The sequence below is a fragment of the Ferrimonas aestuarii genome, from assembly GCF_005116665.1.
GTDB classification, from domain to species: Bacteria; Pseudomonadota; Gammaproteobacteria; order Enterobacterales; family Shewanellaceae; genus Ferrimonas; species Ferrimonas aestuarii.
Genome location: NZ_SWCJ01000021.1, coordinates 1 through 13,122 on the forward strand (window position 1 = coordinate 1; position 13,122 = coordinate 13,122).

General features: G+C 52.2%; 14 protein-coding genes. 4 read left to right on the forward strand and 10 right to left on the reverse strand.

All coding sequences use genetic code 11. From position 1 onward, the window contains the following. Window positions 1-282 precede the first annotated feature (282 nt). Window positions 283-1,026 carry a ferredoxin--NADP reductase gene (locus FCL42_RS18815; protein WP_136864978.1) on the forward strand — a complete coding sequence of 248 codons (744 nt, stop codon included), beginning with the start codon at window positions 283-285 and terminating at the stop codon, window positions 1,024-1,026. Beyond that, complete coding sequence (locus FCL42_RS18820) at window positions 1,026-1,616, forward strand: glutathione S-transferase N-terminal domain-containing protein (protein WP_136864979.1); 591 nt, start codon at window positions 1,026-1,028, stop codon at window positions 1,614-1,616. Before FCL42_RS18815 ends, FCL42_RS18820 begins: the two co-directional genes overlap by 1 nt. A gap of 67 nt (window positions 1,617-1,683) precedes the next feature. Here the strand turns inward: FCL42_RS18820 and FCL42_RS18825 are convergent, their stop codons facing one another. The 4 genes from FCL42_RS18825 to FCL42_RS18840 form a co-directional block, all read right to left on the reverse strand. Continuing rightward, complete coding sequence (locus tag FCL42_RS18825; RefSeq protein WP_136864980.1) at window positions 1,684-2,085, reverse strand: nitrate reductase cytochrome c-type subunit; 402 nt, start codon at window positions 2,083-2,085, stop codon at window positions 1,684-1,686. 13 nt (window positions 2,086-2,098) lie between these two features. Then, window positions 2,099-4,585, reverse strand: a complete 2,487-nt coding sequence (gene napA, locus FCL42_RS18830) for a nitrate reductase catalytic subunit NapA (protein ID WP_136864981.1) — start codon at window positions 4,583-4,585, stop codon at window positions 2,099-2,101. Further along, the gene (locus tag FCL42_RS18835) at window positions 4,582-4,845 is read right to left on the reverse strand and encodes a chaperone NapD (RefSeq protein ID WP_136864982.1); all 264 of its coding nucleotides are present in this window, start codon (window positions 4,843-4,845) and stop codon (window positions 4,582-4,584) included. The genes napA and FCL42_RS18835 overlap by 4 nt, the downstream gene beginning before the upstream one ends. Before the next feature lie 111 nt (window positions 4,846-4,956). After that, window positions 4,957-5,157 carry a DUF4250 domain-containing protein gene (locus FCL42_RS18840; protein WP_136864983.1) on the reverse strand — a complete coding sequence of 67 codons (201 nt, stop codon included), beginning with the start codon at window positions 5,155-5,157 and terminating at the stop codon, window positions 4,957-4,959. A gap of 168 nt (window positions 5,158-5,325) precedes the next feature. Here FCL42_RS18840 and FCL42_RS18845 point away from each other — a divergent pair, with 168 nt between their 5' ends. Beyond that, complete coding sequence (locus FCL42_RS18845) at window positions 5,326-6,276, forward strand: DUF3187 family protein (protein WP_136864984.1); 951 nt, start codon at window positions 5,326-5,328, stop codon at window positions 6,274-6,276. A 70-nt stretch (window positions 6,277-6,346) separates the two neighbouring features. On the opposite strand, the gene ygfZ is transcribed toward FCL42_RS18845, so the two are convergent. Together ygfZ and serA are read right to left on the reverse strand one after the other, a co-directional pair. Continuing rightward, a complete protein-coding gene (gene ygfZ, locus FCL42_RS18850) occupies window positions 6,347-7,213 on the reverse strand; it encodes a CAF17-like 4Fe-4S cluster assembly/insertion protein YgfZ (protein WP_136864985.1) in 867 nt (288 codons plus the stop codon). A gap of 126 nt (window positions 7,214-7,339) precedes the next feature. Next, a complete protein-coding gene (serA, locus tag FCL42_RS18855) occupies window positions 7,340-8,569 on the reverse strand; it encodes a phosphoglycerate dehydrogenase (protein ID WP_136864986.1) in 1,230 nt (409 codons plus the stop codon). Window positions 8,570-8,705: 136 nt separating this feature from the next. Here serA and FCL42_RS18860 point away from each other — a divergent pair, with 136 nt between their 5' ends. After that, a complete protein-coding gene (locus tag FCL42_RS18860) occupies window positions 8,706-9,311 on the forward strand; it encodes a DUF2238 domain-containing protein (protein WP_136864987.1) in 606 nt (201 codons plus the stop codon). Here FCL42_RS18860 and FCL42_RS18865 read toward each other — a convergent pair. The 4 genes from FCL42_RS18865 to rpiA form a co-directional block, all read right to left on the reverse strand. Continuing rightward, complete coding sequence (locus FCL42_RS18865; RefSeq protein ID WP_136864988.1) at window positions 9,304-9,876, reverse strand: TetR/AcrR family transcriptional regulator; 573 nt, start codon at window positions 9,874-9,876, stop codon at window positions 9,304-9,306. The genes FCL42_RS18860 and FCL42_RS18865 overlap by 8 nt on opposite strands. A gap of 219 nt (window positions 9,877-10,095) precedes the next feature. Then, the gene (locus tag FCL42_RS18870) at window positions 10,096-11,532 is read right to left on the reverse strand and encodes a coniferyl aldehyde dehydrogenase (protein WP_136864989.1); all 1,437 of its coding nucleotides are present in this window, start codon (window positions 11,530-11,532) and stop codon (window positions 10,096-10,098) included. A gap of 104 nt (window positions 11,533-11,636) precedes the next feature. Further along, window positions 11,637-12,167 carry a glutathione peroxidase gene (locus tag FCL42_RS18875; protein ID WP_136864990.1) on the reverse strand — a complete coding sequence of 177 codons (531 nt, stop codon included), beginning with the start codon at window positions 12,165-12,167 and terminating at the stop codon, window positions 11,637-11,639. 75 nt (window positions 12,168-12,242) lie between these two features. After that, entirely contained in the window at window positions 12,243-12,899 is a 657-nt protein-coding gene (gene rpiA / locus FCL42_RS18880) for a ribose-5-phosphate isomerase RpiA (RefSeq protein ID WP_136864991.1), read from the reverse strand. Window positions 12,900-13,122 lie beyond the last annotated feature (223 nt).

A 13,122-nucleotide genomic window follows, 5' to 3' on the forward strand; every position in this document is an offset into this window, starting at 1 on the left:
CCTATAACAACTTGAGACCGCACCTTAGCCTGGGAATGAAAACCCCAAACGAGGTGCATGGAAAAGCCAGTTGCTGATGCAACTGGCTCTAACTGAAAAGTGTCAACGCATTTCAGGACGACACACTCTCTTAGGGGGAAGCTTGGGGTAAGGCTTACAACAGAATCCATCAGATAGTTATTGAGAAATGGATATTTTTTCTACAGTAAATCAAGCAGTTTTGCCAAAATTGGACTAGTATTAACTTCTAAATAAGTTCAGTTTTTGACCTAGGGGATGGGGATGAGCAATTGGATTACTGGCTCAGTGGTTGAGCGGATCGACTGGAATGACAAACTGTTTACCTTGAAGGTTGATGCCGAGATGGCGCCCTTTACTGCTGGCCAATTTACCAAGCTGGCTTTGGAGCAAGATGGCGAGCGGGTACAGCGCGCCTATTCGTTTGTTAACTCGCCCAACGAGTCGACACTGGAGTTTCTGGCGGTCTCGGTAGAGGAGGGGCAGCTGTCCCCAAGGTTGCAGGATCTTAAGGTTGGGGACGAGGTGATGCTGGCGGGGCAAGGCAACGGCTTTATGGTATTGGATGAGATTCCCGCCGGTCGTGACATGTGGATGCTGGCAACGGGAACCGCCGTTGGCCCCTTTATCTCCATTTTAAGAACCGAGTCCACCTGGGATCAGTTCGAGACCTTTAATCTGGTGTACGCCGTTCGCCACCTTGAAGATATGGCGTATCTAGACGAGCTTAGAGAGCTTGAAAAGACCCATCCAAAACAGTTCCGCCTGGTTCCTGTGGTCAGTAGGGAGTCGGTGGATGGCATGTTGCAGGGGCGCATTCCTGCGCTGATCAAAGAGGAGAAGATCCAAGAGTTTGTGGATACGCCCATCACACCCTCTCGTAGCCAAGTGATGGTCTGCGGTAACCCAGAGATGATTCGTGACACCGTGGAAGTGTTGGAAAAGATGAAATTGCGGAAAAACCTACGCCGCACTCCCGGTCAGATCACCATGGAAAAGTACTGGTAATGCTGCTCTATTACTCCGATGCATCGCCTTACGCTCGATTGGTTCGAGTAACCGCTCGTGAACTTGAGGTAGACGGCCTAAATGAGGTGTGTTGTTCGCCATTCGATGACGAAATACGCCAATCGAATCCCCTTGGTAAGGTGCCTTTTCTGCTATTGGGTTCCGGTCAAACCTTGGTGGACAGTCAGTTGATTTGCCACTACCTAGACAGCGAATTTGGTAATCACACCCTGCATCTACCTCTGGCGCAGCATTGGGGGAGACAAAACCTCAACATGGTACTGCAAGGCTTGCTGGATGCGGCGGTGGCGCTGCGAGTGGAGCACACCCGCGCCGATGAAGGAACGTCTTCTGATTTTTGGCAGCAACGTTATCTCAATGGGTTGGAAGCGGGTCTAGTGGAGGTGGAAAGATCCTTGTCATTGCTGCCAGAGGAGTGGGCGATACTGGACATTAAGTTAGCCTGCTTGCTGGAGTATTTGGATTTTCGGCACCCTGATTTTGGCTGGCGCAAGCGCTTCGACAAACTCAAAGCCTGGCATGAGGCCAATCATGACCGCGCCAGTTTGATTGCGACGCGGCCACAATAGAGTCATTGGCCGAGATAACACAGGCAAACAAAAGGCGACCCTCGGGTCGCCTTGCTGTTTTTATGCCTTAGTTGGAGTAGTTGTTCCCCACTAAAGGCTCTGCATTACTGGCCTGTGGTACGTGGCACTGATTGCAGTTGTAGTAGATGTTATCCAGCTTACCTTCGGACTCATAGTGAGACTCATGAATGGCGGTGGTCTTCATGCGTTTGGCCTTTTTCGGGGCGTGGCAGGTGACACAGCCGTTTTTCTTCAAGGTGATCGGGTAGCTGGCCTTGTGGGGGATCAGCGGCGGTTGATGCAACATGGAGCGTTCCATCGCCTTGCCTTTTTTCGGATAGGTGGCGATGGCTTCGGCGCTGTTGTTGTCAGCAGCAGGGTTGGCACCACGTAGAGATTCCACAGAATCTGCGGCTACCGCGTTGATGCTCAGGCCCAATAGGGCAGTTGCCAATACTAATGCTTTCATGGTCATTCTCCCCTTAAGCCTTCACTACTTTCACTGGACACTTCTTGAAGTCTGTCTCTTTGGACAGCGGGTCGGTGGCATCCAGAAGCAGTTTGTTCACCAGAGCACGCGCATCGAAGAACGCCATGAATACCAAGCCTTTAGGCGGCTTGTTGCGGCCCTTAGTTTCGATGTGAGTGCGAACTTCGCCACGAGGGCTGGAGATCACCACCGCATCGCCACGTTTAAGGCCACGCTGGGTAGCGTCTTCTGGGTGCATGTACAACTTGGCGTTCGGCTGAGCTTTGTGCAGCTCAGGAACGCGGTTGGTCATGGTGCCGGTGTGCCAGTGCTCAAGAACACGGCCGGTGGATAGCCACAGGTCAAACTCTTCGTTTGGCTCTTCCACAGGTGGCTCATACGGCGAGGCGATGATCAGCGCCTTGCCATCGGGTTTACCGTAGAAGTCAAAATCGCTGCCTTTCTTGGCGTAAGGATCCGCACCCTCTTTAAAGCGCCACAGGGTCTCTTTGCCATCGATAACAGGCCAACGCTTACCTCGAACTTCGTGGTAGGCATCGAAGGTATCCAGATCGTGAGCTTTGCCACGACCAAAGTCGGCGTACTCTTCAAATAGGCCCTTTTGAACGTAGTAACCAAAGTGTTCGGACTCGTCGTTCAGTGGCGACTTACACTCAGAGCGAGGGAATTTGTTCACCACACCGTTGGCAAACAGCACGTCGTAGAGTGACTTACCGGCGTATTCAGGCTTCTGAGCGATCAGCTCCTGTGGCCACACTTCATCCACGGTAAAGCGCTTGGAGAACTCCATCAGCTGCCACAGGTCAGATTTGGCGCCCGGCTGAGGCTTAACCATCTGGTGCCAGAACTGGGTACGGCGCTCGGCGTTACCTGTTGCGCCCTCTTTCTCTACCCACATGGCAGTCGGTAGAACCAAGTCAGCCACCATGGCCGTTACTGTTGGGTATGGATCAGACACGATGATGAAGTTTTCAGGGTTGAGATAACCCGGCAGCGCTTCTTCGTTGGTGTTTGGACCGGCCTGCATGTTGTTGGTGCACATGGTCCAGTAGACGTTCATCTTGCCATCTTTCAGGGCGCGGTTGTGCGCCACGGCGTGGAAACCTGGTTTCGCAGGAATGGTGCCAGCAGGCAGCTGCCATTTCTTTTCAGCGATTTCACGGTGCTTGGCGTTCTTCACCACCATGTCTGCAGGCAGACGGTGAGCAAAGGTGCCCACTTCACGGGCGGTACCGCAAGCGGATGGCTGGCCAGTGAGTGAGAATGGACTGTTGCCCGGCTCAGAGATCTTACCGGTCAGCAGGTGCAGGTTGTAGATGGAGTTGTTGGCCCACACACCACGTACGTGCTGGTTGATGCCCATGCACCACAGGCTCATCACCTTCTTGTTTGGATCGGCGTAGACTTTGGCCAGCTCAAGCAGGTTCTCTTTTGGCACTCCGGACATCTGGTGTGCGTAGTCCAGGGTGTATTTAGAGACGTACTTGGCGTAGTCCTTGAAGCTCATGGCGGTCATCTTGCCATTGCCTGGGTTCTTGGCTTTCTTCTCCAGCGGGTGCTCTGGGCGCAGGCCATAACCGATGTCTGGGGTAGCTTCGGCGAACTTGGTGTGCTTGTTAACAAAGTCTTTGTTAACCGCATCGTTTTCGATGATGTAGTTGGCCAAGAAGTTCAGGATCACCAGATCAGACTGAGGCTTCATCACCATCTTGTTGTCGGCCAGATCGAAGCTGCGGTTCTCATAGGTAGACAGCACATGCATGCTGGTACCAGCGTCGGTCAGGCGTCGGTCAGACATGCGAGCCCACAGGATCGGGTGCATCTCGGCGGCGTTTGAGCCCCAAAGTACGAAGGCGTCGGTGTGTTCGATGTCGTCGTAACAGCCCATTGGCTCATCGATACCGAAGGCACGCATAAAGCCCACTACGGCAGAGGCCATACAGTGGCGAGCGTTAGGATCGATGTTGTTCGAGCGGAAACCGGCTTTCATCAGCTTGGAGGCGGCGTAGCCTTCCCAGATGGTCCATTGGCCAGAGCCAAACATACCGACTGAGGTTGGCCCTTTGGCTTTCAGGGCGCCTTTCCATTTGTCAGCCATGACGTCGAAGGCTTTGTCCCATGAAACCGGGGTCAGTTCGCCGCCTTTGTTGAATTTGCCATCTTTCATGCGCAGCAGTGGCTGAGACAGGCGATCTTGTCCGTACATGATCTTAGGCAGGAAGTAACCTTTAATGCAGGTTAGCCCCTTGTTGACCGGGCTTTCGGTATCACCTTTAGAGGCCACTACACGGCCGTTCTGGGTACCCACCATAACCGAGCAACCGACGCCACAGAAACGACAGGCGGCTTTTTGCCAGGTGATGGATTGGTCGCCCTGTTCGGCGGCTTCTACGAATTTGACTGGCAGGGTTGCGCCCGCAGCGGTGGCTGCTGCCATGGCGGCATTGGCTTTTAGGAATTTACGACGACTGATGCTCATGATGGCTCCTGAGTTTCGAGCGGATCAACTTGGTGATACGCGAGAGCAGAAGAGATAACGCCCTCGGTTTGGTTTACGGCTTCAATGCCGTTTAAGACAGCCTGTCGACTTTCACCTTCAATGGTCACGATTAGCTTGTGGTCATCGGTGGCTGTCACTACTTCGGCTCCGGCGATCTGGGCAATTTCTTGCTCGATCTGCCCTTGTTTCTCGGCCTTGGCGTGTACCACCAGGCTGACGACTTGGTAGTCCTGACTCATGTTTTTTCCAAAATATTAAATTCCAATTCAGTATCTTATTTGCCCTATCTCTACCCCATACCCAGAAAGTAATAACGGTAAAATTGGCTGATCTCGATCACCCTTTTGTGGCTATTTCGGGGTGGTTTTGAACTGATTTAATGCAGATTGGTAGTGAAAACCGATGGACTCTAGTTTGGTTTCTATCTCGATCTGACTGAGCCCCAGATCCTCCTCTAAATCGGCCATGTTGTTGCAGTGATGGCGCAACCGTTCATTGACAATGCCCAGTAAAATTGCGGGTTGTAGTCGTTCTGGATGTTCGATATTCATACCGCCTCCCAGTCGTTGGTGTGCTGTAAATATAGTTCAATCTGCTCTGTTATCTTCGACTCTGTTATCTCTCTAAATTAGTGAAAAACAGTTTTATGGTTTGCTCCATTGGCAAGCTTGGATGAAATCGGCACACTGAGCTGGGATGTTATTGAAGTGTGGTGATTTATGAGGTGGTTGGTTCCAGTTGCCCTAGGATTGTTGGCGACTCAGGTTCAGGGTAACGAGTATGGGCCTTTGATGGTTAAGGCGCAGTCGCCGCTGCAGGCGCAAAATCTAACGCCGATGCTTCGAAGCGGCCAGTTGCTACAGCAGGGGCAGGTGGAGTGGTTTGCTTCTGGCACCATCGCCAGCGTGTGGGCACAGACGCCGGATTACACCATGGATTATTACCATAATGAGGTGAATCTGGGTGTACGTTGGGCACCACGGCAAAAGTGGGAGTTGGAGGTTAATTTTCAGCACCGTTTTGCCGGAGATAATGGCCTAGATTCCGTCACCGAAGGGTTTCACGACCTGTTCGGCCTGAGCCAAAATGGCCGAGAGCAGGTTGATAAGCATCGCTTCTATATTTCTGCACCAAAGCAAGGGGTTGAGTTCTCTGACTTTGAAGGGGATACACTGAACAATGTCCTAAGCCTTTATGGCGCCTACCAATGGATTGATACCGATGAGCATGCCCTATCCATTGGGGTAGGGATGTCATACAACTACGTCGGCTCTGGAGACTTTAAAACGTCCGATTTTGAGCAGTTGGCGCAGATCAACTACTTGTATCGCCCTGCTGGGCCGCACCGAGTCTACGGGACCCTAGGAACCTCTCATAGTGATGATGCCGAGCTAACTGGTGGCATTGAACGTAGTGATTGGGCCTGGATGGGGGCGGTGGGGTATGAATATCGCTTTAATCTTAAACATGCGGTGTTGGTGGAGTATCACGCCTACAGTGGCGAGACCGAAGAGGTCGATGAGTTAGACGAGATCTCCCATGAGTTTCTGCTGGGCTACCGTTACAGCATGAAAACCGGCGCCATTGAGTTCACCATGATTGAGAACGTGTTCAATATGGACAACAGCACCGACATCGCCTTTACCCTAGGTTATCGTCATCGGATCTAGAGAATTTAGTGCTTTTCAATAACCAAAACGCCCGCATTATGCGGGCGTTTTTGGTTTTGAATGTTTGATTTTATTCGCCGAATAGCGGGTAGGGGCGAGCTTGTATGCTCAGGATGGCGTCACCGAAACGGAACTGGGCGTCGGCGTCGAGATCTTTAGGTAGTACGGCGGTAAGCCACAGTTGATCTTGATGCATTACCTTATTCAAGACCGTGCCGCTTTTACGCCAGTTTTCCCCTACGGCCATCTCCAGCTCACCATCTAATGTGCTGGCTGATTCCGCCATCAAGGTGTAGGTGGCACGTTTGTTACCGCCACGGAAATGCATGCGAGCTACGGTTTCCTGACCAATGTAGCAGCCTTTGTCGTATTGAACGCCGCCAACCGCATCCAAGTTGAGCATTTGAGGCACCAACTGGCCGCTGTTAGCGGCATCGATCATCGGCCATTGCTGGGCAATTTCATGCTGCTTCCAGCTTTCAATGCTTGCTTCCTCTAACGAGGCTAGGCTTTGCGGCAGTTCACCAATGATCAGGGTAGCTCCGTCATCTTTTAACAGCAGGCTTGCGTCTATGACTTGCTGGGCGCCACTTTCCAGCGCGGGCAGTGCGTCAGTTTCACCTAATAGACCATGCACAGCGATATTGTTGGACTCGTCGGTAAGCTCAACTTTATTGAAGACGGCGTATTTGGCCATTTGTGGCAGATCAACGGCGATCAGATCTTTTGGCATAATCAGCAGCACATCGTCTCCGTGGCGGCAAATTCGGAAGCTGGCCAGCAGTTTTCCTTTAGGATCGCAGTGACCACCCCAGCTCCAGCGTTCGGCGGTCAGGGTATTCATGTTGCAAGTGAGCTGACCTTGCAGGAAAAGATCCGTGTCTGGGCCGGTGAGTCGAATGATGCCAAGGTGGGAGAGCGGAATGAGCTGCGCCATGGTAGATCCTAGAGTTCGAGTAGGGAAAACCGCTCCAGTTTAAGCCAAGGCGAGGGCTAATAAAATGCCGCTAAGCCCCCATTTTTTATAGGGGATTAGCGGCAACTTCATTGAATGGCGTTCGCGTTAGTGGAGGATGCGGGCACGGATGGTGCCTTCAATGCTGGCTAGCTCTTTCAGGGCTTCATCGGCGTGAGCCGTTTCCACGTCCATTACTACGTAACCGAGATCGCCTCTGGTTTGTAGGAACTGAGCCACAATGTTGATCTCTTTCGCGGCAAAAGCTTGGTTGATCTGGTTCAGCACCCCGGGCACGTTGGTGTGGATGTGCAGCAAACGACTGGCGTTGGTGTGCTGAGGCAGGGATACCTCAGGGAAGTTAACTGCCGATAGGGTTGAGCCGTTATCGGAGTATTTGGCCAGTTTCGCCGCCACTTCTCGACCAATATTTTCCTGGGCTTCCTGAGTTGAGCCACCGACGTGGGGCGTCAGCAGAACGTTGTCGAACTCACGTAGGGGAGAAACGAATTCTTCGTCGTTGGACTTAGGCTCCTCTGGGAACACATCGATGGCGGCGCCGCGAATGCGTTGGCTAGAGAGCGCTGCACACAGGGCGTTGATGTCCACCACGGTGCCGCGAGAGGCGTTGATCAGAATGCTGCCTTGACGCATGTGAGCCAGAGTATCGGCGTTGATCATATTCTGAGTGGATGGGGTTTCTGGCACATGCAGGCTGACCACATCCGATTGTGCCATCAGTTGTGGCAAGGTTGGGATCTGGCGAGCGTTGCCCAGGGGCAGTTTGTTTTCGATGTCATAGAAGATCACCTGCATCCCCAAACTCTCTGCTAGTACGCCGAGCTGAGTACCGATGTGACCATAGCCGACGATGCCCAGCACTTTGCCTCGGGCTTCGAAGCTGCCGCTGGCACTTTTAAGCCAGCCGCCGCGATGGGCCAGAGCGTTCTTTTCTGGAATGCCGCGTAGCAGCAGTAGGGTTTCACCTAGGACCAGCTCCGCCACAGAGCGAGTGTTTGAGAACGGCGCATTGAAGACTGGAATACCACGGCGAGCTGCCGCTTCCAGGTTGACCTGGTTGGTGCCGATACAGAAACAACCGATGGCCACTAGCTTGTCTGCATTGTTGATCACTGCGTCAGTCAATTGAGTGCGGGAACGGATGCCAATGAAGTGGACATCTTTGGAGCGCTCCATCAACTCCGCTTCACTTAAGGAGGTTTTGAGGGACTCAATATTGTCGTAGCCAGCCAGCTTAAAGCTTTCGATGGCTTTAGGGTGCACCCCTTCTAATAACAGGATCTTAATTTTGCTTTTGTCTAGAGAGTAGTGGGTCATGGGTCGGGTTCCATACAGCGCCGAGGTAAGTTAACCAGCTTACCGGAATTCTTTTTTGAGTGAACCGTCTTATTGAGCGTTATACTAAGGCTTAATTTTCTTATTGATTAGTTAGATAGTATTAATGACTGTGAACATGAATCGACTGCTGTGGGCAGTCATTTTTTCGCTGGTAATGATCTGGTCCGCCATTGAGCCCAAAGATACCTTTACTTGGTTTCTCGAGGTGTTGCCAGCGATGATTGGCGCGGCCATTTTGCTGGCGACCCTGAAGTCCTACCCGTTGACGCCTCTTGCCTATCAGCTGATTCTGCTGCACTGCATCATCTTGATGGTGGGTGGACATTACACTTACGCCGAAGTCCCCCTATTTGACACTCTGGGAGACTGGTTTGGCTGGGAGCGCAATAACTACGATAAGGTTGGCCATCTGGCTCAGGGCTTTATTCCGGCGATGTTGGCGCGGGAGATCTTCATCCGCAACCAGGTGGTATCCGGCCGTGGTTGGTTGTTCTTCCTGTGTGTCTGTTTTTCGCTGGCGTTTTCCGCCTTCTACGAATTGATTGAATGGTGGGTGGCTGCGGCAACCGGTGAGTCAGCTGAGGCCTTCCTTGGCACTCAAGGGTATCAGTGGGATACCCAATCAGACATGATGTGGGCAATGTTGGGGGCGATGCTGTCGCAGTTGACCTTGGCTAAGCTGCACGACCGTCAACTCACTGAGGTTATTCACCCTAATTAGTTTTGGCCATTGCATTCCAGAACAGGCTCAGTGCCGCATGCTGCTGACGAGGGTCGTTGGCAGCATCTGGATGGTCAATGAGGTAAGCCGCACTGGTCATAAATAGGGTGTGGCACACCTCCATCATCAGCTCTAACGGGTAGTCAGCGATGATGCCCTGTTTCTGCCCCTGCTCAATCATGTCCCACACCATCGATAGGGTTTCGAATTTGGCTTTCTTTTTCGCTTGAGAGGTTAAGAAAGGCGACTGATAGTAGGCCAGTAGGAATCGGAGTTTGTCAGGGTTATCGAGAGACCAGCGCATCGCCTGATGCCAGATCTTTTCAGCCTGTTCGGGAATCGGGCTGCCTTCGGCGTCAAAATTGATCTCATCAGCCATCTGCTGTTTGATCTGCAGATACAGCTCTGAGATCAGCTCTTGTTTGTTTTCAAAGTGGTGAAACAAGGTGCCGTTGGCCACCTTCGCCGCTTTGGCGATTTTTGAGGTTGCCGCTCCTTCTAGCCCCTGCTCTACAAACAGAGTGAGGGCGGCATCAATAATTTGTTGTCGTTTGGATTGAGTCACACGGGTCTCGCAATATCAGCCGGAGGGCAAGCCTCCGGTAAAAAAGAGTCATATCAATATCTGGAAAACTATCTGGTCGCTGAGGCTTATCGCCCAGTTTCAAAGCCTAGGCGTCGCTACGAGACTTATTGCGAGAATCCCCCCCCAATAAGCCCCGCACTCTAGTCGACCTGATTTTTCCGTCGTACTTGATAAAACACCTACCCAATTTGAGTTGGGTTAGCGCAGAAAGAGCTTAAAAATCAGTTTCTGAATCGCGGTTCCATAGGGGGGCTGAATAAACGCACCGCTGGAGAACTTGCCTTGGTTCAATACCGTTTTGGCTTTAGAAAAGACTTTGAAGCCCTCTATGCCGTGATAGTGTCCCATTCCTGATGGGCCAACGCCACCGAAAGGTGCATCGTCTGCAGCCACGTGGAACAAGGCATTGTTGATGCACATGCCGCCGGCGTGGGTTTGGCTAATTATCCGCTGCTGCAGTTTTTGGTCATAGCTATACAGGTACAGTGCCAGAGGCCGAGGACGGGCGGTGATGTACTGCAGGGCATCGTCAATGCTGTCATAAGGAATGATTGGCAGCAGTGGGCCAAAGATCTCATCCTGCAGCACGGTCATGTCATCGTTTACATCCGTTAGCAGGTGCGGCGTGAGGCGCTGACGCTGATCGTCCAGGTGTTTACCTTCTAGGCAGATATTGACGGTTGCCCCTTTCTGTTTGGCATCTTCTAGCCAAGATAACAGCCGCTGATACTGACGCTCGTTAACCACGGAGGTGTAATCATCGCTGTTTACTCCTTGTGGGTACATCTGGGCGAATTTGGCTTTATAAGCTTGAACAAAGGCATCTTGTTTGGCTCTTGGAACCAGCACGTAATCCGGTGCCACGCAGATCTGACCGGCGTTTAGACTCTTTCCAAGAATCATGCGATCGACGGCGTTGTCGATATCCACATCAGGCCCCACGATGGCGGGGGATTTGCCCCCTAACTCCAAGGTAACAGGCGTTAGGTTGTCGGCGGCGGCGCGCATGACGTGGCGGCCGACGGTTGTGGAGCCAGTAAACAGCAGGTGATCAAACGGCAGGCTAGTGAATTGCGCCGCCAATTCCGCTTCCCCTTCAATGCATACTACCTGTTCGGTGTCGAACGCCTCCTCCAGCATGGCGATAAGAACCTTGTTGGTGCTCGGCGTAAATTCGGAGAGCTTGATCATGGCTCGGTTACCTGCCGCCAGAGCGGTAATCAAGGGGCCGATAGACAGCATCACTGGGAAGTTCCACGGTACGACAATACCGACCACACCCAGAGGCTGGTAATGCACTTCTATCTTTGCTGGCGCCAGCAGTAACCCTGCGTGGCGACGCTCGGTTCGCATCCATTTTTTCAGACGCTTTTTGGTGTACTTAATGTTCATCAAGCAGGGAAGGATGTCTGAGATGAGCGTGTCTTGGTGGCTACGGCCGTTATAGTCCTGATCCAATGCGTTACACAGGGCGTCTTTGTGCTTGAGTAGTGCCTCGCGAAGATTATCCAACAGCTTATGACGCTCATCTAGACTCGGCATCGGCTTGGCATTGAAGGCCTGCTTTTGCAACTGAAAATGGTTAAGCATCTGGCTGTGCTCAGGGCTAAGAGTTGTTGATTGTTGCTCGGTCATGGAGCCTCCAAATAAAAACCGACTGATTAGTCGGTCTGATTATTGGGTGAAAAAAAGGCACCGTCAAGTCGGTGCCCTAAGTTTCTTATGTCTAAAAAGAATAATTAAAGAAGTTCATTGATTTTTTTAGTTATTTCTTCGTCAGTGGGCTCGGTTCTTGGAGACCAGTAATCGACGAGGTTGCCTTTGGAGTCAACTAAGTACTTGTAGAAATTCCATTTTGGCGCGCCTCCCTGCTTGGCAAGCTCTTTGAAAATGGGGTCGGCATCGCTGCCTCGCACTGCGCCAGGTGCCAGCATGGTGAAGCTGACGCCGTAGTTTCGGTAGCACACATCCGCGGTCTTGGACTCGTCATCTTCCTCTTGGAAAAAGTCATCGGACGGCATGCCAATAACCACGAGCCCTTGGTCGCTGTACTCCTTGTGAAGCTGCTCAAGCTGCTTGAACTGCGGTGTGTAGCCACAGTTACTGGCGGTATTCACGATCAGTACAGCTTTGCCAGCGGTCAGTTGGCACAGATCCACCTGCTCGGAGGCATGCAGTTTGCGTTTAGTGGTGTCCAGCCACGCAGGGCAGCTGTCGGCAAGAAGGCTGGCACTGAAGGTCAGTGCCAGCGCGCTCATGATGAGTCGCATGATAAATGTCCTTATAGGTTGGTGTTGGCCAAGCCTTGTCCCTGACGATACGGCTGCTGAGCGCAGCCGGATCAGTTATTTAATGGTTTTTACGCCATCTTTGGTGCCCAGTAGTAGCACGTCTGCGCCGCGATCGGCAAACAGGCCATTGGTCACCACGCCAACAATGGCGTTGAGTTTGATCTCTAGAGCTTTCGGGTCGGTGATCTTCATGTCGTATACATCCAGAATCACGTTGCCGTTATCGGTAACCACGCCTTCGCGGTATACCGGGCTGCCGCCCAATTTCACGATTTCACGGGCCACGTAACTGCGAGCCATTGGAATCACTTCCACAGGCAGTGGGAATTCACCCAGTACGTCAACGGTTTTGGTTTCGTCGGCGATGCAGATGAATTGTTTGGCAACGGCGGCAACGATCTTCTCGCGAGTCAGTGCTGCGCCGCCACCTTTGATCATGTCCATGCTTGGGTTGATCTCGTCTGCGCCATCAACATAAACAGACAGGGCGTCAACGCTGTTCAGATCAAACACTGGAATACCCAGGGCTTTCATTTTCGCCGTTGAGGCTTCGGAGCTGGATACCGCGCCTTCAATCTCAGTTTTGCGAGTCGCTAGGGCATCGATAAAGTGGTTTACCGTAGAGCCGGTGCCCACACCAACAATGGTGCCGCTTTCCACGTACTCTAGAGCAGCCCAGCCAGCGGCTTTCTTTAGTTCGTCTTGTGTCATTTGGGTAATCTCCTTGAATTCTGACCGAAATTATACCGGAAGCTTCGGTGGATTGGCATCGGGGTGCGATCTCACTTAGGGCGATTGTTTTACGGCAGTATCAGAGGCTGTTGACCTTCCGTGATTATTTTTGCGCCACAAATTGGCATTATTGTTCTCAGAATAGCAAAAGGCTGCCCGAAGGCAGCCTTTGCTGAGAATGATGATGAGAAGTTTTAGGCTG